This is a genomic window from Actinomadura viridis (genome assembly GCF_015751755.1).
GTDB classification, from domain to species: Bacteria; Actinomycetota; Actinomycetes; order Streptosporangiales; family Streptosporangiaceae; genus Spirillospora; species Spirillospora viridis.
This window is the reverse complement of sequence record NZ_JADOUA010000001.1, coordinates 973,144-997,366: the sequence shown is the minus strand read 5'-3', so window position 1 is coordinate 997,366 and position 24,223 is coordinate 973,144. Positions and strand designations below refer to the sequence as shown.

The 24,223-nt window shown below is 71.2% G+C and carries 16 protein-coding genes and 1 other RNA gene; 7 read left to right on the top strand and 10 right to left on the bottom strand.

From position 1 onward, the window contains the following. Nucleotides 1–83: 83 nt before the first annotated feature. The 3 genes from IW256_RS04385 (at nucleotide 84) to IW256_RS04375 (ending at nucleotide 3,041) form a co-directional block, all read left to right on the top strand. Entirely contained in the window at nucleotides 84–1,217 is a 1,134-nt protein-coding gene (locus tag IW256_RS04385) for a hypothetical protein (protein WP_197009713.1), read from the top strand. 119 nt (nucleotides 1,218–1,336) lie between these two features. Then, nucleotides 1,337–2,272 carry a sigma-70 family RNA polymerase sigma factor gene (locus IW256_RS04380; protein ID WP_197009712.1) on the top strand — a complete coding sequence of 312 codons (936 nt, stop codon included), beginning with the start codon at nucleotides 1,337–1,339 and terminating at the stop codon, nucleotides 2,270–2,272. Nucleotides 2,273–2,276: 4 nt separating this feature from the next. Next, nucleotides 2,277–3,041, top strand: coding sequence for an alpha/beta fold hydrolase (locus IW256_RS04375; protein WP_197009711.1), 765 nt, complete (start codon nucleotides 2,277–2,279; stop codon nucleotides 3,039–3,041). 119 nt (nucleotides 3,042–3,160) lie between these two features. Here the strand turns inward: IW256_RS04375 and IW256_RS04370 are convergent, their stop codons facing one another. Beyond that, complete coding sequence (locus IW256_RS04370; RefSeq protein ID WP_197009710.1) at nucleotides 3,161–5,176, bottom strand: DNA translocase FtsK; 2,016 nt, start codon at nucleotides 5,174–5,176, stop codon at nucleotides 3,161–3,163. Nucleotides 5,177–5,615: 439 nt separating this feature from the next. Here IW256_RS04370 and IW256_RS04365 point away from each other — a divergent pair, with 439 nt between their 5' ends. Continuing rightward, nucleotides 5,616–6,458: a helix-turn-helix domain-containing protein gene (locus IW256_RS04365; RefSeq protein WP_197009709.1), complete on the top strand. Its 843-nt coding sequence runs from the start codon at nucleotides 5,616–5,618 to the stop codon at nucleotides 6,456–6,458. A gap of 75 nt (nucleotides 6,459–6,533) precedes the next feature. After that, the gene (locus IW256_RS04360; protein ID WP_197009708.1) at nucleotides 6,534–7,145 is read left to right on the top strand and encodes a dihydrofolate reductase family protein; all 612 of its coding nucleotides are present in this window, start codon (nucleotides 6,534–6,536) and stop codon (nucleotides 7,143–7,145) included. Nucleotides 7,146–7,262: 117 nt separating this feature from the next. Here IW256_RS04360 and ssrA read toward each other — a convergent pair. The 6 genes from ssrA to ftsE form a co-directional block, all read right to left on the bottom strand. Then, nucleotides 7,263–7,635: a transfer-messenger RNA gene (ssrA, locus tag IW256_RS04355) on the bottom strand. A gap of 344 nt (nucleotides 7,636–7,979) precedes the next feature. Then, nucleotides 7,980–9,944, bottom strand: a complete 1,965-nt coding sequence (locus IW256_RS04350) for a penicillin-binding transpeptidase domain-containing protein (RefSeq protein ID WP_231403654.1) — start codon at nucleotides 9,942–9,944, stop codon at nucleotides 7,980–7,982. 9 nt (nucleotides 9,945–9,953) lie between these two features. Further along, a complete protein-coding gene (gene smpB / locus IW256_RS04345) occupies nucleotides 9,954–10,427 on the bottom strand; it encodes an SsrA-binding protein SmpB (protein ID WP_197009707.1) in 474 nt (157 codons plus the stop codon). A 6-nt stretch (nucleotides 10,428–10,433) separates the two neighbouring features. After that, the gene (locus tag IW256_RS04340) at nucleotides 10,434–11,666 is read right to left on the bottom strand and encodes a S41 family peptidase (RefSeq protein ID WP_197009706.1); all 1,233 of its coding nucleotides are present in this window, start codon (nucleotides 11,664–11,666) and stop codon (nucleotides 10,434–10,436) included. Between the two features lie 42 nt (nucleotides 11,667–11,708). Further along, nucleotides 11,709–12,614 (bottom strand): permease-like cell division protein FtsX, encoded by a 906-nt coding sequence (gene ftsX, locus IW256_RS04335; RefSeq protein ID WP_197009705.1) that lies wholly within the window; start codon nucleotides 12,612–12,614, stop codon nucleotides 11,709–11,711. Nucleotides 12,615–12,771: 157 nt separating this feature from the next. Beyond that, the gene (ftsE, locus tag IW256_RS04330; protein WP_197009704.1) at nucleotides 12,772–13,461 is read right to left on the bottom strand and encodes a cell division ATP-binding protein FtsE; all 690 of its coding nucleotides are present in this window, start codon (nucleotides 13,459–13,461) and stop codon (nucleotides 12,772–12,774) included. Nucleotides 13,462–13,995: 534 nt separating this feature from the next. On the opposite strand from ftsE, the gene IW256_RS04325 reads away from it, so the two are divergent. Then, nucleotides 13,996–14,178 (top strand): hypothetical protein, encoded by a 183-nt coding sequence (locus tag IW256_RS04325; RefSeq protein WP_197009703.1) that lies wholly within the window; start codon nucleotides 13,996–13,998, stop codon nucleotides 14,176–14,178. Nucleotides 14,179–14,205: 27 nt separating this feature from the next. Here IW256_RS04325 and IW256_RS04320 read toward each other — a convergent pair whose 3' ends face one another. After that, nucleotides 14,206–15,288 (bottom strand): DUF8094 domain-containing protein, encoded by a 1,083-nt coding sequence (locus IW256_RS04320; RefSeq protein ID WP_197009702.1) that lies wholly within the window; start codon nucleotides 15,286–15,288, stop codon nucleotides 14,206–14,208. 176 nt (nucleotides 15,289–15,464) lie between these two features. Between IW256_RS04320 and prfB the strand changes: the two genes are divergently transcribed. Then, nucleotides 15,465–16,580 carry a peptide chain release factor 2 gene (gene prfB / locus IW256_RS04315; RefSeq protein ID WP_197009701.1) on the top strand — a complete coding sequence of 372 codons (1,116 nt, stop codon included), beginning with the start codon at nucleotides 15,465–15,467 and terminating at the stop codon, nucleotides 16,578–16,580. A 557-nt stretch (nucleotides 16,581–17,137) separates the two neighbouring features. On the opposite strand, the gene IW256_RS04310 is transcribed toward prfB, so the two are convergent. Together IW256_RS04310 and IW256_RS04305 are read right to left on the bottom strand one after the other, a co-directional pair. Then, nucleotides 17,138–22,039, bottom strand: coding sequence for an NAD-glutamate dehydrogenase (locus tag IW256_RS04310; protein ID WP_197009700.1), 4,902 nt, complete (start codon nucleotides 22,037–22,039; stop codon nucleotides 17,138–17,140). Nucleotides 22,040–22,253: 214 nt separating this feature from the next. After that, on the bottom strand, nucleotides 22,254–23,933 hold the full coding sequence (locus IW256_RS04305; RefSeq protein ID WP_197009699.1) for a serine/threonine-protein kinase: 1,680 nt from the start codon (nucleotides 23,931–23,933) through the stop codon (nucleotides 22,254–22,256). Nucleotides 23,934–24,223: the final 290 nt, after the last annotated feature.

Sequence of the window (24,223 nt, the reverse complement as noted above, 5' to 3'; positions counted from 1 at the left end):
GAGGCGGTTCACCCGGTGACCGATGCCGGACTCGATCGAGCGAAACGTGCGGCGCCGTCCCGTCCGGCCAACATGATCAAGACATGGCGGCAGAAGAGGAACCGGAGACCGGGCGGCGAAGGCCGCGCCCCACGAGCCCGGCGGGCCTGGCGGCGGTGGTGCTTCTCCTCACCGCCACCTGGCTCACCGCGGGCGGCGACGCGCCCGGCCCCGGAGCCGGGCGCCGCGACGCCCCGTACCGCAAGGCGAGATTCCTGATCACCACCGGCGTCCCGCAGAACGGAGAGCGGACGAACGGGAACCCGCCGTGGCTCCAGGTGCGAGCAGTCACGGGGACCCCGCAGGACCGGCCGGTCCACGCGGTTCCGCCCCCTTCGCCGTCCGCCGGCACGGTACGGGAGATCATCGAGGGACCCGGCGGGACCTTCGTGGCCGTCGCCGCCCGGGCCAGGCCGTGCACGTCCCGCATCTACCGCTTCCGGCTCACCGGCGACGGGCACGCCACCGGGATCGAGCCGGTTCCCGGCGGCACCGTCGCCGCCCTGGCCGGTGGCGTGGCGATCAGCCCGGACGGCCGGCGCGTCGCCTTCACGACGGCGCCGTGTGCCGGAAGGCAGCCGGGCACCTCGCGCGGCGTGCTACCGGCCACACGGCCCTCGACGGCCACGCTCACGGTGCTGGACACCGCCTCGGGCCACCGCCGGACGTGGACCTCGGGGGTGAACTCGACCATCGGCGAGATCCTCTGGGCGCGCGACGGCCGTACGCTCGGCTACGCCCTCGGGGAGGTCGTCCGGCGAGCACCGGCACCGCCGTCCTACGACGGCCTCCCGGCACCCGGCCCCGGCGTGCGCGGTACCACCGTGCACGCCCTGGACGTACGGACGGCGGGAACGCGACTGCCCGCCGGTCGCGTCCTGTACCGGCACCAGGACGGTGCGGGCATCCTCCTCAGCGCGACCATGGGGCCGGATGGCAGGACCGGCTTCGGCATGATGAGGAAGGACGAGCCGGCGAGCGACGTGCTGTTCACGTTCGCCGAGGGACGCCCGATACGTGTCACCCGAACCATCCCGCACCGGCCCGGCATGGGCATCGGAGTCGCGCGCGGGGAACCCCGGTACGCCTGCCTGGGAGGTCTGGACGCCTTCGGCAGGGTCGTGGAGGGGACGCTCTCCTCCGGGAGGGAAACCTGCGGATCCGCCTATGCCCGCTGATCAGTGCGACGAGCGCGGTCCCGCCCGGAGGTGGGTGACCGCGCTCCTCTGGCTGCTCCGACCACCGCTCGGTGTTCGCAGTCCTGCGCCTGCCCTGAACAGCGACATAGTGTGGGTCGGTGTCCTTCGAGGAACGTTTGGAAGCGCACCGGGCCGAACTGACCGGCTACTGCTACCGCATGCTCGCCTGTACCGCCGAGGCTGAAGACGCCGTCCAGGAGACCCTGCTGCGCGCCTGGAAGAACGCCGGCCGGTTCGACGAGCGCAAAGCCGCCCTGCGCACCTGGCTGTACAGGATCGCCACCAACGTCTGCCTCGACATGGCCCGCAGCGCCCAGAGGCGCGCGCTCGCGATGGACCTCGGCCCGTCCTCACCCGCCGGAGGTTCCCTCGGCGCACCGCTGGGCGCCGCCGCCTTCGTGCAGCCGATCCCCGACCGGCTCCTGCCGCCCGCCAGCGGTGACCCGGCCGAGGTCGCCGCCGAGCGCGAGACGATCCGGCTGGCGTTCCTCGCCGCCCTGCAGACCCTGCCGCCACGCCAGCGGGCCGTCCTCATCCTGCGTGACGTGCTCCGCTGGTCGGCGCAGGAGGTGGCCGGGCTGCTCGACAGCAGCCCCGCCGCGGTGAACAGCGCCCTGCAACGCGCGCGTGCCGCCATGCCCGCGCGCCGCCCACAGGGCGGGAACGAGATCGACGAGGACCTGCTGGAGCGGTACGTCAAGGCGTTCACCACCTACGACATCGACGGCCTGGTGGCCCTGCTCCACCAGGACGCCACCATGTCGATGCCGCCGTTCGCCTGGTGGCTCGACGGCCGGGAGGCCATCCGGGCCGCCCTGGTTGGCGCGGCCGGTGCGTGTGCCGGCGACCGCCTCGTCCGCACCGCGGCCAACGGCTCACCGGCGTTCGCGCAATACCGCGATGGGAAGGCGTTCGGCCTGGTCGTCATGGATTTCCGCGACGGCCTGATCGCGAGCACGACGACCTACCTCGATCCGTCCCTGTTCCCGTTGTTCGGGCTGCCGATGACTCCCGAGCCGCCGCCCCGTATGTAGTTGCATGACCGACACCGTTTCCATGTGGCATGACGAGCGCGGCGAGGGCGACCCGGTGGTGCTCCTGCACGGCGGGCTGACCGACGGCCGCTGTTTCACCGGCAACCTCGACGGCCTCGCCGACACGTTCAAGATCTACCTGCCCGACCGGCGCGGCCACGGCCGCACGCCCGACGCCCCCGGCCCCATCACCATCGACCTCATGGCTCAGGACACGATCGCGTTCCTGGAGGGGGTGGTCGGCGGCCCGGCCCGGCTGGTGGGCTACAGCGCCGGCGGCACGGTGGCGCTGCGGGTGGCGACGCTCCGCCCCGACCTCGTCGAGCGCCTCGTCCTGATCAGCGCGGCCCACGACCTCGACGGACTGATCTTCAAGCCGTCGGCGGAGGGCGAGATGCCCGCCGCGCTCGTGGACGCCTACGCCGAGGTGTCGCCCGACGGGCGCGACCACTTCCCGGTCGTCATCGGCAAGATCGCGCACGCCGTCGCGACCGAGCCGAGCCCGGACCCGGCCGACCTGCGCGCGGTGACGTCCCGGACACTCGTCCTGTCCGGCGACGACGACCTGGTCACGCTCGATCACACGGTGGCGCTCTACCGGGCCCTGCCCGACGCCGAACTGGCCGTGCTGCCGAACGCCAGCCACCTGCTGTTGATGGAGCACGCCGAAACGGTCCGCACCATGGTGCGGACGTTCCTGACGACGGACGCCGCACCCACGTACATGCCCATCGCCCGTGCCCGCCGGGACGCCCCCGACGCAAGGTAGGCGCCGGGGACGCGGAACGGCCCGACCGGTACGCCGGTCGGGCCGTCACTCAAGTGATCACGTCAGCCGAACGCGGCTCCCCGGCTAACGGAACATCGGCACCACGAGGGGATCGAGGCTCACTCCGCGCGATGCCGTCCGCAGTGGTCGACGATCCCGCGGATCTCCTCCTCGGAGACATAGGCGTTCTGGAGTCGGATCGGCTCGTTGACGCCCATCGGCAGGAACAGCGCGTCGCCCTGCCCCAGCAGCCTCTCCGCTCCCGGCCGCTCGAGGATGACCCGGCTGTCGTCCGGCGAAGCGGTCGCGAACGCCAGGCGGGACGGCACGTTCGCCACGATCGGCCCGGTCATCACGTCCGCACTGGGCCGCCGGGTGGCCAGCACCAGGTGGATCCCCGCGGCACGGGCCAGCCGTGTGAGCCGCACCACCGCGTCCTCCACGTCGCCAGGCGCCACCATCATCAGGTCGGCCAGCTCGTCCACGACCACCAGCATGTACGGGTACGGCACCCGCTCACCGCCGGGCGGCGAGGGAAGCCTGCCCTCCCTCACCGCGGCGTTGAGATCGTCGATATGCCGGAACCCTGACGCCGCCAGGTCGTCATAGCGCCGGTCCATTTCACCGACGACCCGTTCGAGCGCCTCGGCGGCCCTCTTCGGATGGGTGATGATCGGCGTGATCAGATGGGGAAGGCCCTGGTACATGGTCAGCTCGACCCGTTTCGGATCGACCAGGATCATGCGCACCTCGTCCGGCGTCGCCCGCATCAGCACCGAGGTGATGAGCCCCCTGACGCACGTCGACTTGCCTGTGCCGGCCGCACCCGCGATCAAGAGGTGTGGCAGCTTCACCAGGTTCGTCACGACCGTGCGGCCCACGGCGTCCCTGCCGAGCCCCACCACCATCGGATGGTTCTCGCCGGTCGCCGCCTGCGAGCGCAGCACGTCACCAAGGCCGACGATGTCCCTGTCCACGTTCGGGATCTCCACCCCGATGGCCGACCTGCCGGGGAGCGGGGAGCTGATCCGCACGTCCGCGCTCCGCACCGCGTCCGCGATGCTCCCGGTCAGCGCGGTGAGCTTCTCCACCATCACCGCCGAACCCGGCTCGATTTCGTACCGGGTCATCGTCGGTCCGCGGGTGAATCCGGTGACCCGGGCGCCGATGCCGAACCGCTCCAGCACCCTGGTGAGGACGTCCACCACCACGTCGTTGGCCTTGGTACGCGGCCTGGCCACGGTCCCCGGTCGCAGCGCCCATGGGTCAGGGAGAACGTACCGGGCGCCAGGCGACACCGGCACACGCCCGATGCGCTTGAGTTCGCGCGCCACGACGGTGGCGTCCGCGGGCCGGTCCTCAGGGTCCTTGGCGAGCATGGCCAGGACGAGCGCGTCCAAGTCCGTGGGGATGTCGGCTCGAACCTCGCGTGGGGAGGGTGCGGGTCTGGCGAGGTGCTGGGCGACCATGGCCTGGAGGTCGTCGCCGGGAAAGACATGCCTGCCGGTGAGCATGTGGAAAAGGGTGCAGCCGAGGGCGTAAAGATCGGCCCGCCCGTCCAGCGGCCCTCCCGCGGCCTGCTCGGGCGGCATGTACGCGAAGGTCCCCATCCGGCCGCCTGCCGCGGAGAGCCCTGCCGTGGCGCCCTTGAGCCGGGCGATGCCGAAGTCGCATATCTTCACCCGCCCGCCGGGCAGCAGCATCAGGTTGGCCGGCTTGATGTCGCGGTGCACGACTCCGGCGGCATGTGCGGCCGCCAACCCCTCGGCTGTCTGCGCCCCGTAATCCAGCACCTGTTCGATGGGCAGCCCGCGAGGGTGCCGGGCCAGTACCCTGCGCAGGTCCTGCCCGGTTAACAGTTCCAGTACCAGGAAGGGGCACCCGCCCTCGTGTCCGACGTCGTGAACCGTGGCGATCGACGGATGAGACAAACGGGCCGCGGCCTTGCCTTCTCGGCGGAACCTGGCCATCGCCGAGGCCATCTCGCGCTCGTCCGACCAGTCGGCCAGGAGGACCTTCAACGCGACGGGACGTTCCAGCGACAGATCAAAGCCGCGCCATACCTCGCCCATGCCGCCGCGGCCCAGCAACTCCTCGAGACGGTACCGGCCCGCCAACTCCGCTCCCGGCCGCATGCTCACCCTCACGCCGTCCACCGATCAGCCGCACGTCTCCCAACGACCTTAGGACATCCCATCGGCCGAGCCACCCCAACGATCCGCTCGGTGCCCGCGTAATCCTCGCGCACCTCCAAGTGATCGCCTCGATGAAGCGCTGTGGTTCACCCATGGTGGGCTCAACGGCCACCGGACCCTCTCATCGGTAAGTGGCTCACCTGGGCCAGACCATCAGGCGGGCCTGGGCGCGCCACACGTCCGGTCGGGCAGGGTCGCCGGCGCTCGCGGGCGGCCACGCCGAGCCGAGCATGACGCAGGATGTCTACATGGGTCGCAACGTGGCGTCCACCTAGGCGGCCGAGGTCGAACACAGGCCGTCAACGAAGGCCGGACGGTACCTGAGCCTGCTGATGCGGCCTCCTTCGCGGAATGAACCCTCGTCGGCCACACTGAGACCATGGAGTACGTCGGCCGGGTGCCCGCCCCGCCGCTCGATCGGTTCATCGACGACATCTACTGCCTGACCGGAGTGCCGCGCCATCGTCGGATGAACGTTCCGCCGATGCCGTCGGCACACCTGTTCGTCAACCTGGGCGGACCGGCCCGCCTCTGGGATTCGGACCCTTCGGTGCCGCCGGCGGTGATCATCGATGGGTGGTTCATGGGCGTATGGACCCGGCGTTTCCTCGTCGAGTATCCCGCACAGGTGCGACTGGTCGGGGTGCACTTCAAGCCCTGGGGTCTTTCGCCGTTCGTCGGCATGCCGGCGACCGAGCTGCGTGACCGATGGGTGCCGGTCGACGCCGTCTGGCAACGGGCTTTGGACCGGATCCGCGACCAGGTCGGCGACACCGCCACGACCACCGAGGCACTGCGGGTGGTGGAGGACGAACTGCGATCGCGACTCGCCCGGGCAGCGTCGCGTGGTCTCGGCCTGGTCCGGCACACCGGCGAGCGTCTGGAGACCTCCCACGGCGCGGTCCCGGTCGGCGCGTTGGCCGATGCCGCAGGAGTGAGCGGCAATCATCTGGCCACGCTGTTCAAGTCTCATGTCGGGGTCACCCCGAAACGGGTGGCGCGGATCTACCGGTTTGCGCACCTGATCCTGTCCGTGGACGCCCTGGGTCCGGTCGACTGGTCGGACCTCGCCCAGACGGCGGGCTACTTCGACCGGGCCCACTTCAGCAGGGAGTTCAAGGACTTCACCGGCCACACCCCGACGGAGTACCTGGCCCTGCGGCGCCGGTTCCCCGCCGAGCGAGGGTTCCCGCCGGACAGCGGTCCGATGCCCGCAGAGTGATTTCTTACAAGCCTTGTCGCCTCCGGGGACGACAGGATCGGAGGGCGAACGCACGAGGAGACCGGAGGAGAACCTGTGGGCATAGTGATCATGCACAGTGCGGTGTCGGTCGACGGCTTCATCGCCGACGAGAACGACGAGGTCGGGCCGCTCCACGATTGGTACTTCAACGGGGACACCCCGATCACCGAAGCCGGCGACGGGCAGTACGACCATTCCGGGGTGGGAAGCGGCTTCAAGGTCTCACAGGCGTCATCGGAGTACGTCCGGTCGGCGTGGGAGTCGATCGGCACGATCGTGATGGGCCGCCACCTGTTCGACCTGATGAACGGCTGGGAGGGACGGCCGCCCACGGGCGACCACGTGGTCGTGGTGTCCCACCGGCCCAAGCCCGAGGGCTGGCACCCCGAGGCGTCGTACCACTTCGTCGATGGCGTGACGGCTGCGATCGACAAGGCCCGGGAGCTCGCCGGGGAGCGGGCCGTCGCCGTGAACGCCGGCGACGTGGGCGGCCAGATTCTCGCGGCCGGCCTCGTGGACGAGGTGGCGATGGACGTGGTGCCGGTGGTGTTCGGGTCAGGGAAACGCTACTTCGGCAGCATCGACGAGCAGCATCTGCTGGAGCAGCCTCACGTGGTCATCCAGGGCGACCGGGTGCTGCATCTGGCGTTCAAAGTGCGCCGCTAGATGACCGATGGCAAGCGGGGTGCTGTTGTGCTCAGTGGTCCCGGCGGCACGATCCCCACTGGACCGAGCGCCAGAACGGCCCGACCGGTGTGCCGGTCGGGCCGTATCTGGTACTACGGGTGGAGGTGGCGGGAATCGAACCCGCGTCCTTCGATGATGAGCCAGGGCTTCTCCGGGTGCAGCCTGCTTGACGCTTTCTCAGCCCCGGCGCTCACGCAGGCGTGTCGCCGACGGGCTCAGTCGCTGTTAGATGTTCCCTCTCACCCCGCGACCGGGTGGGAGGGTGGAGTCTCCTGATGATGCCAGACCCCGGGACGGAGACGCTCCCGGGCTGACAGAGTCGCTACTCGCCTCAGGCGGCGAGAGCGAACTCGGACTGCTTCTTGTTGGCAGTTATTGGTTTGCTGTCACAGGATTAACGAGGTCACGACAGCAACCCTCGACCCGCTTCCCCTGCCTCGACCTATCGAAGTCGAAGCCGGTCACCCCCATGTTCAGTTGTCAACGCGGACGCCTGGGCATCCGTAGCTGAACGCTACATGCACAACGCGCTCGACGCCAACGGGATTCCCGTCCGGGCGAGCGGGACGGAAGATGCCCCGGAACGAAGTGACGCCCCGGTGAGCGGCGACAGAGCGCTCGCTCACCGGGGCCGACCGGCAGGGTCGGGCCGGTCCGGACGGCAGAGCCTCCCCCGAGACGAGGCTCTGGTCTCATCACGTCGACTGAGTCCGCAACCCCCCGAGCGGTTCCTCAGTCACCTGTAAAGACGCTCAGGACCCCAACGGGGGTTGCGGCCCGGCCGTAAAGAGAACACAAAAGCCGGGACCGCCGTCAGCCGGAGGCCACGGCGGGGACGGCGGGGGTGCCGGTGATGAAGCCCGCGGCGAGCTTGGCGGTGTTGGCCCTGCCCTCGACGGCGATCGCGAAGGCCAGGTCGCCGCGCGACCCGACGAACCACGACACCGGCTTGCCGCCCTGGTCGGCCACGGCCACCACGCCGGACACGTTGGCACCGGTACGGACGTTGGCCTCCCGGGCGGTGCCCTGGAAGACCGAACGCCGCATCAGCTTCTTCATGTCCGAGGTCGGCACCGGGTTGAGGGGCTGCGCCGCCACGCCCTGCTGGGGGTCACGGGGGTCGTTCAGCAGGTAGGGCGGGCGCCAGGTGCCGGTCTCGACCGCGCCGGCGACCATGGCCATGGCCAGCGGGCTCACCTGGATCCCGCCCTGGCCGATCATGGTGGCGGCCTTCTGCGCCTCGTTGGCGGGCCTGGGCACGGAGCCGGAGAACGCCGGGACCGACAGGCCCCAGTTCTTGCCGAGGCCCAGCCGGTCCGCCTCGGCGACCAGCGCGCCGGCGTCCAGGCGGCTGCTCAGATTGGCCAGGGTGGTCGCGCAGGAGTAGGCGAAGCTCATCTGCAGGGTGGACTTTCCGCGCGCCTGGCCGGGGTTGGTGAAGGTCTGGCCGCCGACGGTGGTGGTGGCCGGGCACTCGGTCGGGGTGTTCTGCGACATCCCGCCGTTCAGCAGCGCCTGGGCGGAGATGATGCCGAAGGTGTAGCCCGGCGAGTAGCGGCCCTCCATGGCCAGGTTGCGCCCCTGGGTCAGGTGGTTGGCCACCGCCATGACCTCGCCGGTGCTGGGCCGGACGACCACCATGGAGGCCGGGACCTTGAGGCCGCTCAGGGCCAGCTCCGCCCGGGGCTGGAGCTTGCGGTCGATGGTGGTCCGGACCGGCTGCGGCTCCAGGCCCGGCCACGAGCGCAGCTCCTGCCGCACCTTGCCGTCGGGGTCCTGCGCCACCACCCGTACGGTGGGGATGCCCGCCAGCCGGCGCTGCTGGAGGAGCTGCAGGCCGCTGGCGCCGATCGTGTCGCCGGGCTGGTACGGGGCGCCGACCTGCTGGAGGCGGTCGGCGGTGGCCGGGCCGAGCGTGCCGACCAGCTCGGGCGCGAGCTGCGCGGCGATGGGCGCCTGGACGTTCTGGACCTGGAACCCGCCCATCTGCTGGAGCCGGAGGATGAGCGCGTTGTTCGCGGGCTTCTGGAGCGTCAGCAGCGGCAGGAACGCGTGCGGCGGGGCCGAGCGGACGCGGCCGAGCAGGCGCTCGGAGTCCAGCTTCTGCCCGCCGGCGGTCTTGGTGGCGTTGGCGAGCTGCTCCACGGTCTTCTTCGGGTCGCGCAGCTGCCCCGGGTAGACACCGACGATGGCGGCGTTGACCTTGCGCAACAGCGGGTGCGCGGCCGAGTCCTGGATGGGGGCGCGCGCCGGGACCTCGGTCACCACGGCCAGGCGCTGGCCCGGCTTGAGGCTGGGGTGGATGATCGACGGGTCCCACTGGACCTTCCACTTGCCGTCGATCCGCTTCAGCTTCATGGAGCCGGTGTAGGTCCACGGCTGGCCGTTCTCGCCCAGGTCGACCTTCACCGAGAACTTCGCGTCGGCTGCGTCGCCCGTCTTCGTGATGGCCTGGCCGTGGGAACGGTCGGTGCCGGGCTGGACCGGCACGCCCAGGGCCATCTTGAGGGACGCGGCGTCGAGCTGGCCGCGGACCTGGCCCAGCGCGGCGGCGACCGCGGACTGGTCGGTCCCCGTGGTCTTACGCGCGGCGGCCTTGTAGTTGCCCACCTGCCAGGCGATCAGGAAGTCGCGCATGGCGGGCAGGGCGGACGGCTCGGCGAAGCATCCGGCCGAGCCGCCGACGACGAAGACCGCGCAGGCCGTCACCGCGATCACCCGGCGCGGCGTCGACCGGGCGGGGTCCCGGGGGGCCCGCCCGCGGGCTCGGTTGCTCATCGGTACCCTTCACCGTCTCCTGAGCCGGGCGGACGCGGCGCGCCGCATCTCCCGGTCGGCCTCGCGCTTGGCGATGGCTTGACGCTTGTCGTAGGACTTCTTACCACGGGCCAGGCCGATCTCGACCTTGGCTTTACCGTCCTTGAAGTACAGGGCAAGGGGGATCAGCGTCCAGCCGGGCTCGGACGACTTGGCGATGATCTTTTGGATCTCCCGCTTGTGCAGCAGCAGCTTGCGGCGCCTGCGGGGGGCGTGGTTGGTCCAGGTGCCCTGGGTGTACTCGGGGATGTGGACGTTCTCCAGCCACACCTCGCCGTCCATGACGTGGGCGTAGCCGTCGGCGAGCGTGGCACGGCCGGCGCGCAGCGCCTTCACCTCCGTGCCCATCAGGACCATGCCCGCCTCCCACTCGTCGTCGATGTGGTAGTCGTAGCGGGCGCGCTTGTTCTGGGCGATGAGCTTGCGCCCTGTCTCACGTGGCACTCGTAATCAGCCTCGGTCCTTGTCCGGCAGCGTCGCGAGCAGCCCCCGCAGCACCGACTTCGCGCGCTGCTCGGCCGCTCTGGGCGGGCGGTCGGCGGGGACCTCCACGTCGGGTTCGATCCCCACCCCGTCGAGATTACGGCCGGCCGGGGTCCGATAGCGACCGACGGTCAGCTCGATCGCCGAGCCGTCGGGCAGCCTGATCGGCTCCTGCACCGAGCCCTTCCCGTAGGTACGGGATCCTACGATCACCGCGCGGTCGCGGTCGCGGAGGCCGCCCGCCACCACCTCCGCCGCGCTGGCGGTGCCCGCGTCCACCAGCACCACCAGCGGGGACACCGGGTCGCCCGGCTCGGTCACCGTGAACCACCGGACGGGACGCCCGCGCCGCTCGTAGCTGGCCACCGGCCCGCCGTCCAGGAACACCGAGGTCGTGCCCACCGCCTCCTCCAGCAGGCCGCCGGGGTTGCCGCGCAGGTCGAGCAGGATGCCTCCGGCGCCGCGCCGCGGGTCGCCGGTGACGGCCCGGCGGACCTCCCGGCCCACGCCCCGGGTGAACGCCTCGATCCGGATCATCCGGGTGCGGGGGTCGGGGTCGGTCACCGTGACGTCCCCGGCGCGCACCGCGGTACGGAGGAGGTGGAGGGTGTGCTCGCGTCCGCCGCGGCCGACGGTCAGCCGCACCGGGGAGCCGGGACGGCCGCGCAGGGCCATCGCGACGCGGGAGACGTCCCATCCCGCGACCCGTTCGGCGCCCACGCCGAGGATGGTGTCGCCGCTCCGGACCCCGGCGCGCTCGGCCGCCGATCCGGGCCGTACCCCGGCGACCCGGACCCGCGGGCCCGCGCCCGTGCCGGTGTCCGTGCCGGCGCCCGGACCGGCGCCCGGACCGGTGTCCGTGCCGGTGTCCGTGCCCAGCCAGAGGCCGACGCCGCTGTAGCGGCCGTCGAGCCGCCCCTGGAAGTCCGCGAACTCGCCGGCGGAGTAGTAGCGCGCCCACCGGTCGCCCAGGCGGCGCAGCATCCCTTCGATGGCGGCCCGGTCGAGCTCGCCGCGCACCATCGGCCCGGCCGCCGCCTGCTCGCCGATCCGCCAGGCGGTCTCGTCCAGGAGCGAGGGGCGGGACGCGCTCGCGGAGCGCCGCTCACCGCCACCGGAGAACGCGCCGACGGCGTAGGCGCACATCACGACGACGGCGGCGGCCGCGGGACGCGCCGCGCGACCGGTCAGCCGGAACATGCGGTCAGTCTAGATCGCGCCCTGGCGTACGTGCGCGCGGATCTAGATCTTGAGATAGCGGCGCAGGGTGAGGAAGGAGGCCACGGCGCACAGCAGCACACCGAAGCAGATCGAGACGATGATGACCCAGACCACCGTGCCCCAGCCCAGCTGGCTGGCGAACCCGACGTTGCCGGCCAGCCGGTCGATCAGCATCGTCTTGCTGAGCACCAGCAGGATCGAGGAGAACATCCCGCCGATCAGGCCGGCGATCGCGCCCTCCAGGATGAACGGCATCTGGATATAGGTGTTGGACGCGCCGACCAGGCGCATGATCCCGGTCTCCCGGCGCCGGTTGAACGCCGACAGCCGGACCGTGTTGCCCACCAGCAGGACCGCGGCGATGACCTGGACGAGCGCGATGAACAGCGCCGCGAACTGGAGCCCGTTGAGGATCGTGAAGAACTTCTTCAGGATCTCCTGCTCGTTGATCACCTGGTCCACGCCCGGGCGGCCCAGGACGGCCTGGGCGACGCCCTTGTACTCCTCGGGGTTCTTCAACCGGATCCGGAAGGAGTCGGGGATGTCACCCTCCTTCGCGCTCTGCACGAAGCCGGGGGTGCTGGCGAAGCGGTCCTTGAAGCGGGCGTACGCCTGCTGCTTGCTCTCGTACTCCACCTTGGCCACCTGAGGCAGCTTCTCCAGCTCGCCCTTGAGCTCCTGCTTCTCCTGCTCGGTGGCGTCGGCCTTCTTGCAGGTGGGGTTGGAGCTGGTCTTGGCGCACAGGAAGATCGAGACCTCGACCTTGTCGTACCAGTAGGTCTTGGAGGAGTTGACCTGCTGCCTGATGAGCAGCCCGGTGCCGAAGAGCGCCATGGCGATGGCGACGGTGATGACGAGGGAGATCGTCATCGTCAGGTTCCTGCGGAGACCGATCCAGATCTCCTGGAGAACGAACTGTACGCGCATGCCTCGTTGTCCTTGATCGCCTGTGCCCCCGCTGGGAGCGCGGGTCCGGTGCAGGCTATGCCATCCGCCTGGTGGTCATACGCCCGTCGCGAACCCTGGGTTCGGATGACGTGCCGCCGCCGCGGCCGTCGCCCGGCCGGGGGGCCGGGCCCGCCTGTCAGTAGGCCTGGCCGTAGACGCCGCGCGACTGGTCACGGATGATCCGGCCGTCCTCCAGCTCGACGACGCGCTTGCGGAACGCGTCGACGATCGCGGCGTCGTGGGTGGCCATGACCACGGTGGTGCCGGTCCGGTTGATCCGGTCCAGCACCTTCATGATGCCGATCGAGGTCGCCGGGTCGATGTTCCCCGTGGGCTCGTCGGCCAGCAGGATCATCGGCCGGTTGACGAACGCCCGCGCGATCGCGACGCGCTGCTGCTCACCACCGGAGAGCTCGTCGGGCATGCGGTGCGCCTTGCCCTCGAGACCGACCAGGTCGATGACCTCGGGCACCACCTTGCCGATGAAGCGCCGGGGCTTGCCGATCACCTCGAGGGCGAACGCGACGTTCTCGAAGACGTTCTTGTTGGGCAGCAGCCGGAAGTCCTGGAACACGCACCCGATCCTGCGGCGCAGGTGCGGCACCTTCCAGTTGCTCAGCCGGCTCAGGTCCTTGCCCGCCACGTGGACGTGCCCCTGGGAAGGACGCTCCTCCTTGAGGATGAGGCGGAGAAAGGTCGACTTCCCCGAACCGGACGGGCCGACCAGGAAGATGAACTCGCCCTTGTCGATGGCGACGTTCACATGCTGGAGGGCGGGGCGGTTCTGGGTCGGGTAGGCCTTGGTGACGTTGTCGAAATGGATCACGGCTGCATCACGGTGGTTCAGCACCATTCTTGCGAAGGACCCGCGCGGTCACGTACGGGAGGAATCGCGTCTATATCTGTTGTCGTCCCTATGATGCGGACTGTAGTTTTCTTGTAGCTATTGGTGAGCCCTGACCGGAGGGCCCCGGAGATTGCGCGGACCTGCCCGGGGGCGGGTGACGAAGGCCGTGCAGGCGCCGGTGGTCTCCGGCTCGACCAGGTCCGTCAACCTGTCTGAGGCGGCATCATACAGCCGCCCATCCGGCTGCTACGTCACCTCCAGTGGCGGGTGCGGGCTGCGACTGCGGGCCGTCGGGCCGCGAACGGCCGACTCTAAGGGCTCCGGCCCCGACCGCGGTAACCCGGCGGCCGGCGAACCGAACGGCCTCGTGCAGTGTAGAGGTGGAGAACGCCCCCCTCGACCGAACGGGCCTCGGACTGGTCCAGGACTTTACCGCCAGGTCATGATGATTGCTGTGGAATCGCGCCTAAAGTTCTCCGTGACAGGAAGTTCCCGATCGAGAGGGACGGCCCCATGAGCTGCGAACATCTGATCTGCGCCCGGTGCTCGGGTCCGGTGGTCGAAGGCCGCTGCCCGACCTGCCGGGACGCCCGGGACGAGGTGCACGGGCGCGGCCCGTCCATTCCGCCCGCACTGGTCCTCGCCGGACTGGTCGCCCTGCTCTTCGTCGCGCTCGTCCTCCAGCGCCTCCACTGACGACCGCGGCGCCCGCCCGGCCAGGGGTCAGGGCGTCTTCGGGGGCGGGGTGACGGCCTTGTAGACCCCGCCGGCATCGGCGATCACGTCGGCCTTGGGGCGCGGCGCGTCCTCGTCCTCGTCCTCGTCCTTGGGCCGGGCGGGATCGTACGCCGCGAACTGCAGCGTCTCCGAGACATGGATCTCATTTCCCTCGACCGTCCCGTCGAGCAGGTGCTCGATCTCCGCCGGGATCGGCGGCTTGGTCCCCTTCTCCTTCTCCTTGTCCCGCACCCCGGTGACGCTGTTGCGGTAGAGGGAGTAGAGCACCAGCCCGCCCCCGTGCTCGGTGCGCAGCGGGAAGATCGGGTACGGCGTGGCGGTGATCACGGTCTGGAGCGTCAGCTCCTTGCCCCGGGCCTTCCGCCTCGCCTTGCGGGACTGCTCGTAGTAGCCGGTGGTGACGGGCCCGGCCCGCATCACCTTCGCCGCCACGCTGTCGGGGCCCTCCGAGGCCACGGTCGCCTGGATCCCCGGCATCTCCCGCGGCCTGATCAGCACCGAGGTGTCGGAGGTGGTCAGGGCCGTGGCGTACCCGCCGGCGTCCGTCACGACCTTGGGCTGCCTGGCCTTGGGCGCCAGGACCGTGCGCAGGCTCAGCGTCCAGCGCTGCCCGGGCGCGCGGAGGATGAAGGCCATGAGGACGGTACGGGTGCTCTCGGCCTCGCCCCGGACGGTCCGCGGCACCGAGGCCACGAACCACTGCGGGTAGACGTCGGGCTCCAGCTTGGGGACGTACAGCTTGGGCTCGGCGTAGTCGTACCGGCGGACCGGGTCGCCGTCGAAGGCCGCCTTGCGGTACTCGGCGGCGGTGAGCGGCGACTCGCCGTCGGAGACCCAGGTCAGCGCGAGCCGCTCGTCCCCGGCGGCGCGCGCCACGTCGTCGTTGATCGTGAACGTCCGGAACTCGCGCCGCGCCACCTGGGCGGTCAGCGGCTCGGGCGCCTCGGTCGTGGCGGTGACCACGGTCGTGGGACGGGCCTCGGGCCGGCGGTCGGCGCAGGACACGACCAACGGCGTCGCCACCACCAGCGCGGCCGCCGTCAGCGAGGTTCTCCGCGCAGTGCTCATGACCCCGTAACCCACCTCTCCCCCGCCCTCCCGAGGCCGGGCCCGCGCGCCGGCGTTCCGTCCGCCGCGGCGGCCCATGATCCCCGTGATTCTGCCACTCCCAGCGTATGGGCCGGGCCGCGGACGTGGTATCGGCAGGGCGCTCGGGCACTCCGGGACGGCGATAAGCTCGGTGTGTGGCAGGCATCGACCCCGTAGAGCAGCTCAAGGAGCTCGGCGCGACCCTGTCCGGCATCGAGCAGGTGCTGGACCTCGAGGGTATGCGGCGCGACATCGCCGGGCTGCGTGAGCAGTCGGCCGACCCCGACCTGTGGAACGACCAGGAGCGCGCCCAGGCGGTGACGCGCCGGCTGTCGTACCTGGAGAGCGAGCTGGGCAGGGTCGAGGGCCTGCGCCAGCGGCTCGACGACGTCGTCACCCTCTACGAGCTCGCCGACGAGATGGACGACGAGGACACCCGCAAGGAGGCGGACGAGGAGCTGGCCGGCCTGAACAAGGCGATCCAGCTGCTCGAGGTCCGCACCCTCATGTCGGGCGAGTACGACGAGCGCGCGGCGCTGGTCACCATCAACGCCCAGGCGGGCGGCGTGGACGCGGCCGACTGGGCCGAGCAGCTCCAGCGGATGTACCTGCGCTGGGCCGAGCGGCACGGCCACCCCACCGAGATCTACGAGACGTCCTTCGCCGAAGAGGCCGGGATCAAGTCGACCACCTTCGCGGTGAAGGCCCCCTACGCCTACGGCACGCTGCGCGGCGAGCACGGCACGCACCGCCTGGTGCGCATCTCGCCGTTCGACAACCAGGGGCGCCGGCAGACCTCGTTCGCCGGGCTCGACGTCGTGCCGGTGGTGGAGCAGAGCGACCACGTCGACATCGACGAGAACGACCTGCGGATCGACGTCTACCGGTCGTCGGGTCCCGGCGGCCAGGGCGTCAACACCACCGACTCCGCGGTGCGCATCACCCACCTCCCGACCGGGATCGTGGTCTCCTGCCAGAACGAGCGCAGCCAGCTGCAGAACCGCGCGACCGCGATGGGCGTGCTGCAGGCCAAGCTGCTGGAGCGCAAGCGGCAGGAGGAGGCGGAGAAGATGTCGCAGCTGCGCGGTGAGGGCACCAGCAGCTGGGGCACCCAGATCCGCAACTACGTGCTGCACCCGTACCAGATCGTCAAGGACCTGCGCACCGGCGTGGAGGTCGGCAACCCGTCCGCGGTGCTGGACGGCGACATCGACGAGTTCATCGAGGCCGAGATCCGCTGGATGCGCCAGCAGGAGGCCGGCACCGCCTGACCGGGCCCGCCTGACCGGGTGCCTGCCTGACCGGGTGCCTGCCTGTCCGGCCCGCCTGACCGGGTGCCCGCCGGGGGTGCCCGACATCCCCGCCACAGCTGGACCACCCGCCCCAAGGCCGCACCTGGCCGACATAAGCCGCAATGACATTTTCGCAGGGTGACCCCATGGTCACCCTGCGAAGATGGTCTGTGGGTTCGGCCGGGTGCCGGAAGGTCCCGCTCAAGTTGACCGCTGCGGTGGGCCCCACCGGCACCCGTCGAACGGCCGCCGGCCCCTTCCCCGATCGAGACGTTCGGCCGAGGAAGGGGCCGGCGGCGCCACCCGGCGTCGCCGGACGGCGACGCGCCGCACGTAACGCTCACCGTACCCGCCCGGAGTGATCGCCGAAAGTGACGCCGCGCGGACCCAGCGTGCGGACCGCGCGTCTGACTCCGAGTGCGGCGGGGAGTCCGGGCTCACACCCCGCCGCACTCGGGCCACGGCCGCCACGGTCCGGTGGCCGTCAGAGTCCGGTGGCCACCGGAGTCCGTGGGACCGCCGGAGTCCGGTGAACGTCAGAGTTCGGTGGACGGCAGGCCGCTCGCGGTGACCAGGGTGCGGATGGCGCCGAGCGCCACCGACAGCGTGGCCAGGTCGAAGCTGTCGCTCTCCCAGATCTCCGACAGCGTCTGCTGGGCCCGCGACACCGCGGTCCGGTTCTTCTGCGACCAGTCCAGCAGCCGCGCCTCGGGCTCCGCCCCCGGCTCGCTGGTGACCAGCACGTCCCGGGTCAGCGCCGCGTGCGCCGCGTACAGGTCGTCGCGCAGCGCCGACCGGGCCATCGAACGCCACTTGTCGTCCCGGGGCAGCTTGATGATCCGCTCGCGCAGCCGCGACAGCTGGAGCCGGTCGGCCAGGTCGAAGTAGACCTCGGCGACCTCCTCCACCGGCCGGCCGGTGTCGTGCGCGATGCCCACCAGGTCGAAGGTGGAGTACGCGGGCACCAGGATCGCGCACTGCTCCGCCAGCCCGTCCGGCACGCCGCGCTCGGCGAAGCCGTCCCGGCGCTGCTCGAACGCCGCCAGGTCCAGGCCCACCAGCAGCTTGGGCAGCAGGGTGCCGAGCCGAACCGCGCCCTCGCTGAAGAAGTCGATGGTCTCCCGGATGTCGAACGGGGGCCGCCGGTTGTGCAGCAGCCACCGCGCGCCCCGCTCGGTCAGCTTGCGCGCCTCCAGCAGCATCTTGATCTGCGTGGACTCGTCGACCTGGTGGGACAGCCCCTCCACCGACCGCCAGAACCGCCCCATGTCGAAGACCTCGCGGGCCACCAGGTAGGCGCGGGCGATGTCCGGCGAGGACGCCCCGGTCTCCTCGTTCAGGCGGAACCCGAACGTGATCCCGCTGTTGTTGACCACGTCGTTCACCACCGCGGTGGTGATGATCTCCCGGCGCAGCGGGTGCCGGTCCATCAGGTCGCGGAACCGCGGCCGGAGCGGGGTCGGGAAGTAGTCGACCAGCCACGACTCCAGGTAGGGGTCGTCGGGCAGGTTCGAGGACACCAGCTCGTCGTCCAGGGTCAGCTTGGCGTAGGCCAGCAGCACCGCGAACTCGGGGCCGGTGAGCCCCAGCCCGGCCTGCCGGCGCTCGGCCAGCGCCTTGTCGTCGGGCAGGAACTCCAGCCGCCGCTTGAGCCGCCCGTCGCGCTCCAGCTTGCGCATGTAGCGGGCGTGGACGTGCATCATGGACGGCGCCTGCGCCCGGGCCGCGGCCAGCACGACGTTCTGCGCGTAGTTGTCGCGCAGCACCAGCTGGGCGACCTCGTCGGTCATCTCGTACAGCAGGGCGTCGCGCCGGTCACGGGACAGCTCGCCGTCGCGGACGGCCTGGTCCAGCAGGATCTTGATGTTGACCTCGTGGTCGGAGGTGTCCACACCGGCGGAGTTGTCGATGAAGTCGGTGTTGACCAGACCGCCGCCGCGGGCGAACTCGATCCGGCCGAGCTGGGTCACGCCCAGGTTGCCGCCCTCGCCGATCACCTTGCAGCGCAGCTCGGCCGCGTCGGCCCGCACCGGGTCGTTGGCCTTGTCGCCGACGTCGGCGTGGTTCTCGGCGGACGACTTGACGTAGGTGCCGATGCCGCCGTTCCACAGCAGGTCCACGGGGGCGCACAGGGCCGCGTGGATCAGCTCGAACGGCGTCATCGCCTTGATCTCCTCGGCGACGCCCAGCGCGGCCCGCATCTGCGGGGTCAGCCGGATCGCCTTGGCGGTACGGGGGAACACCCCGCCGCCCTTGGAGATCAGGGAGGTGTCGTAGTCGGCCCAGGAGCTGCGGGGCAGCTTGAACAGCCGCTCCCGTTCGGCGAACGAGCGGGCCGGATCGGGGTCGGGGTCGATGAAGACGTGCCGGTGGTCGAACGCGGCGACCAGCCTGATGTGCTCGGACAGGAGCATCCCGTTGCCGAAGACGTCGCCCGACATGTCGCCGATGCCGACGACGGTGAAGTCCTCGTTCTGGATGTCGGTGCCGAGGGAGCGGAAGAGGTACTTCACCGACTCCCACGCGCCGCGGGCGGTGATGCCCATCGCCTTGTGGTCGTAGCCGATCGAGCCGCCGGAGGCGAACGCGTCGCCGAGCCAGAAGTCGTAGGAGGCCGCCACCTCGTTGGCGATGTCGGAGAACGTGGCGGTGCCCTTGTCGGCGGCGACCACCAGGTAGGGGTCGTCTCCGTCGTGCCGGACGACGCTGGGCGGGGGCACCACCTTGCCGTCCACCAGGTTGTCGGTGATGTCCAGCAGGCCCGAGATGAAGTCCTTGTAGCAGGCGATCCCGGCGCGCATGAACGCCTCGCGGTCGGCGGCCGGGTCGGGCAGCTGCTTGCCCACGAACCCGCCCTTGGCCCCGGCCGGCACGATCACGGTGTTCTTCACCGCCTGCGCCTTGACCAGGCCGAGGATCTCGGTGCGGAAGTCCTCCAGCCGGTCCGACCAGCGCAGGCCGCCGCGCGCCACCGACCCGAACCGCAGGTGCACGCCCTCGACCCGCGGCGAGTAGACGAAGATCTCGAACGCCGGCCGCGGCTGCGGCAGGTCGGGGATCCGCTCCGGGTCGAACTTCAGCGACAGGTACGGCTTGCGCTGGTAGTGGTTGGTGCGCAGGGTGGCCTGGATCATCGACAGGTAGGCCCGCAGGATGCGGTCCTCGTCGAGGCTGGCGACCTCGTCCAGCCCGCCGTTCAGCTCCTCGGCGATGCCCGCGCTGCGCTCCTCCTCGCCGCCCGCCAGGGCCGGGTCCAGCCGGCTCTCCCACAGCCGGACCAGCAGCCGGGTGATCGGCGCGTTGCGCAGCAGCACCTGCTCGATGTAGCGCTTGGAGAAGCTGGTGCCGGTCTGCCTCAGGTAGAGGGCGTAGGCGCGCAGGATCATGGCCTGCCGCCAGTCCAGCCCGACGTGCAGCACCAGCGCGTTGAAGCCGTCGTTCTCGATCCGGCCCCGCCACAGCGCGGTGAAGGCGTCCTGGAAGAGCTCCTTGACGGCGTCCTCGGGCACGTCGGCCGCCGGGACGTAGCGCAGGCCGAGGTCGTAGATCCAGGCCCGGCCGCCCGGCCCGCCGTTCCGCCCGGCGCGCTCGTCCCGGTCGCCGCGCGCCGGGCCGGCGGGCGGCGGGGGGTCGGACGGGACGATCTCGTACGGGCGCTCGTCGACGACCTCGACGCCCATGTTGTGCAGGAGCGGGAGCACCCGCGACAGCGAGATCGGCTCGCCCAGCCGGTAGATCTTGAGGCGCCGCTCGCCCGGCTCGGCGCCGTAGGGCGTGTACAGGTCGATCGAGGTGTCGTGGTCGCGGTCCAGCCCGTCCAGCCGCTTGAGGTCGGCGACGGCGGTCTCGGCGGGGAAGTCGGCCTTGTACCCCTCGGGGAAGGCGTCGCCGTACCGGCGGGCCAGCGACCCCGAGTCCTCGCCGCACTGGGCGACGATCGCGTCGGCCAGGTCGTCGTCCCAGGAACGGGTGGCCTGGGCCAGCCGGGTCTCCAGCTCCTCGACGTCCACGTCGGGCAGCTGCCGGCCGCGCTCGCCACGTACCACCACGTGGAGCCTGGCCAGCACCGACTCGGTCACGTTGGCGCTGTAGTCCACGCTGACGCCGTTGAACGCGCCGCGCAGGATCTCCTGGATGCGCAGCCTGATCTTGGTGGTGTAGCGGTCCCTCGGCAGGTAGACCATGCAGGACATGAACCGTCCGTACAGGTCCTTGCGCAGGAACAGCTTGAGCTGGCGCCGCTCGCGCAGCCGGAGCACGCCCAGCGCGATCGGCAGCAGGTCGTCCACCGAGATCTGGAACAGCTCGTCGCGCGGGTAGGTCTCCAGGATCTCGACCAGGTCCTGGCCGTCGTAGCTGTCGGCGGTGAAGTCCGCGCGGTCCAGCACCTCGGCGAGCTTGCGCTTGAGCACCGGGATGTTGGCGATGGACTCGCTGTAGGCGACGTGGGTGAACAGGCCGAGGAACCGGCGCTCGCCGACCACCTCGCCGGCGGCGTCGAACTTCTTGACGCCGATGTAGTCCAGGTAGGCCGGGCGGTGCACGGTCGCCCGGGAGTTGGCCTTGGTGAGGACCAGCTGCCGCTTCTCGGTGGCCTTCTCGCGGACCTCGGGCGGCAGCGCGGCGAAGCCGTCGGACTCGCGCTTGTCGTTGCGCAGGATGCCCAGGCCGGTGCCCGGCTCGGGGCGCAGGGCGGTGCCGTCCGCCGTGAGCGTGTAGTCGCGGTAGCCCAGGAAGGTGAAGTGCCGGCCCGCCAGCCACTCCAGCAGCTCGACGCTCTCGTCCAGCTCCCCCTGCGGCAGCGCCGGCGGCCGTTCCCGGATCGTCAGCGCGATCTCGCGGGCCCGGGCGCGCATCTTGGGCTCGTCCTCGAACGCCACCCGGACGTCCTGCAGCACGCGCAGCAGGTCGGCCTGGAGCCGGTCGAGCCGCTCCTGGTCATTGGTGCGGTCCACTTCGATGTGGATCCACGACTCGTCCAGGTCCTGCTCGCTGGCCCGCTTGCGGCGGAACGCCTTGAGCTGCCCGGCCACGTCCCGGTCCACCCCGAGCAGCGGATGCACGATCAGGTGGGTGGTCAGCTGGTGCCGGTTGAGCTCCATCGCCACCGAGTCCACCAGGAACGGCATGTCATCGGTCACCACCTGCACCACGGTGTGACCCGGGTCCCAGCCGTCCACTTCCAGGGAGGGGGTGAAGACCCGTACCTTCGCGCGCCCCTGGGGACGCTCCTCACCCAGCTCCCGGTGCGCCATCGCGGGCCCGCAGATGTCGGCCGCGTCGCGGGACAGCAGATCCTCGGTGGCGACGTTGCGGTAGTAGAGGCGTAGATACTCGGCCGCCTCCTCCGCCCCGCTCCGGGCGCCCGGCCGCTGAGCGCACGTTTCCGCCGCCCGCCGGAGCAGGTCGTCCTTCGCCTGATCGAGCTTGCCGCCCATCAACAACTCCCCTAGAGAACCTCCGCCACCTCGTTGTGGCGCCGCTCACTGCGCCAGCGTAACCAGGAATTGCCCCCAAAGCCGACCAGTAGGGGCAGCCGCTTACGTGGCCTTTCTTACGGCCACGCCCACGAAACCTGTGGCTGGGGGGTGCGGAGGCCGCCGCGCCGCGCCCGCCGCCGGGCGGCGGCGATCCGCGGGCGCGGCGCTCCGCTCATCCGCCGGTGCCGGTGCCGGCGCCGCTGCCGGTGCCGCTGCCGTCGCCGCCCGACCCCGGGTCCGTGGGATCGGTCGGCGGGTCGTCGGGCGTGGTCGGAGTGTCGGTGGGAGTGGGCTCGGCCGTGGTCTTGGTGGGCCTCGGGCCGGGGGTGCTCGGATCGTCGGTGGGGGTCGGGGACCCGGTGCCGGTGGGCGTATCGGACGGCGTCGGCGTGGGCGACAGCTCCCCGGTCGGCCGGTCCTGCGGCTCCGGCAGGTGGCGGGCCGGGAGCGTGGGAGTGTCGTCGGGGGCCACGCTCGCGGGCGGTACGGGCTGGTGGGAGCTCACCGGCTGGCCGGTCTTGTCCTTCTCGTCCTTGTCCATCGCCAGCACGGTCGAGACGGTGGACACCGCGACGACCAGCGCCGCCGCTCCGGCGAGCAGGGCCACCCGGCGCGGGCGGGCGAGCTTCGCGCGCGGGCCCCGGGCGCCGCCGAGGCCACCGCCGTCCGGGCCGCCGTGCCCGCCGGCCAGGTCGGGGGGCAGGGTGTTCTGCGCCGCCCATTCCGCGGGGGACGGCGCCGCGCCCGATGCCTTCCGCCGGGGCCGGTCGGGCCGGTCGCCCGCGTCGCCGGCCTCCTCCTCGTCGTCGCCGATGCCGAGACCGGAGACCTGGGTGGAGGCGGCGTCGTCCCGTCCGCCGGAGCCGCCGGCCCGGCCCGCCCTGGACGGCCGGGCGGAGGCGGCGGCGCGCGCCTGCTCTTCGCTCAGCTCGGCGGCCAGCACGCTGCCCGCGGCCAGGATGGCGGTCGCGTCGTCGGCGTCGGCCCCGGTCTCGGCCTCTGTCTCGGCCGCCGCGGGAACGGTGGCGGGCACCGCCGCCGCGGGCTCCTCGTGGCCGAGCAACCGCATCAAGAGCTGGCGTGCGTTGGGCCGGTCGCCCGGCTCCTTGCTCAGGCAGTCGGCGACCAGGTCGCGCAGCGCGCCGTCCAGGTCGCCCAGCTCGGGCTCGTGGTGCAGGATCCGGTTGATGACGGCGGGGATGGTGTCCTGCCCGAACGGCGGCTCGCCGGTGGCCGCGAACGCCACGGTCGCCGCCCAGCAGAACACGTCCGCCGCGGTGCCGACCTCGTCGCCCTGGATCTGCTCGGGCGCCATGTACGAGGGAGTGCCGATCACCTTGCTGGTCAGCGTGGTGGAGCCGCTGATCGCCCGGGCCACCCCGAAGTCGATCACCCGTGGGCCGTCCGAGCCGATCAGCACGTTGTGCGGTTTGAAGTCACGGTGGATGATCTCGGCCTGGTGGATCGCGGCCAGCGCGGTCGCCGTTCCGACCGCCAGCCGTTCCAGCGCCGCCCCGCCCAGCGGGCCCCGCTCGTTGACCAGCTGGTTGAGCGAGGGGCCGGGCACGTACTCGCTGACGATGTAGGGCCGGTCACCGGTCGCGTCGGCGTCGATCACCTGCGCGGTGCAGAACGGGGCCACCCGCTTGGCGACCTCCAGCTCGCGCAGGAACCGGGCCCGGGCCTTGTCGTCGGAGGTCAGCTCCGCGTGCAGCAGCTTGACGGCCACCCGCCCGCCGTCCCCGTCCTCGGCGAGGAAGACGGTGCCCTGACCGCCCTCGCCCACGCGGCCGATGAGCGCGTACCGCCCCAGCCGCTCCGGGTCGCCGGAACGCAGCGCCCCAACCTCCATGCGGAAAACCGCCCTCTCTGGATCGTCGGGACCGACGGCCCGCCGTCCTTATCGACGCAGACCTGTCCCCTGATTGTGTGACGCCCTATACCCGGGGGAAGTTCACTTAGCCATGAGACCTTACGTCGCGAGGTAACCCTGCGCTTCCCATACGGGCAGTTTCGTGATGTCCGGATCACCGTGCGCGGCGGGGCGCGCCCGCGCTCCGAACCGCCCAGACCTGACGACCAGCGACATTGTGCCAGCTCACAGCGAGTTTTTCAGCGAGATTCGCCCGCGTGGCGGCTCCG

Coding starts and splice junctions, on each gene's coding strand:
- IW256_RS04385 (WP_197009713.1), top strand. CDS start 84: ATGGCGGCAGAAGAGGAACCGGAGACCGGGCGGCGAAGGCCGCGCCCC.
- IW256_RS04375 (WP_197009711.1), top strand. CDS start 2,277: ATGACCGACACCGTTTCCATGTGGCATGACGAGCGCGGCGAGGGCGAC.
- IW256_RS04370 (WP_197009710.1), bottom strand. CDS start 5,176: ATGCGGCCGGGAGCGGAGTTGGCGGGCCGGTACCGTCTCGAGGAGTTG.
- IW256_RS04365 (WP_197009709.1), top strand. CDS start 5,616: ATGGAGTACGTCGGCCGGGTGCCCGCCCCGCCGCTCGATCGGTTCATC.
- IW256_RS04350 (WP_231403654.1), bottom strand. CDS start 9,944: ATGAGCAACCGAGCCCGCGGGCGGGCCCCCCGGGACCCCGCCCGGTCG.
- IW256_RS04340 (WP_197009706.1), bottom strand. CDS start 11,666: ATGTTCCGGCTGACCGGTCGCGCGGCGCGTCCCGCGGCCGCCGCCGTC.
- ftsX (WP_197009705.1), bottom strand. CDS start 12,614: ATGCGCGTACAGTTCGTTCTCCAGGAGATCTGGATCGGTCTCCGCAGG.
- IW256_RS04325 (WP_197009703.1), top strand. CDS start 13,996: ATGAGCTGCGAACATCTGATCTGCGCCCGGTGCTCGGGTCCGGTGGTC.
- IW256_RS04320 (WP_197009702.1), bottom strand. CDS start 15,288: ATGAGCACTGCGCGGAGAACCTCGCTGACGGCGGCCGCGCTGGTGGTG.
- IW256_RS04310 (WP_197009700.1), bottom strand. CDS start 22,039: ATGGGCGGCAAGCTCGATCAGGCGAAGGACGACCTGCTCCGGCGGGCG.
- IW256_RS04305 (WP_197009699.1), bottom strand. CDS start 23,933: ATGGAGGTTGGGGCGCTGCGTTCCGGCGACCCGGAGCGGCTGGGGCGG.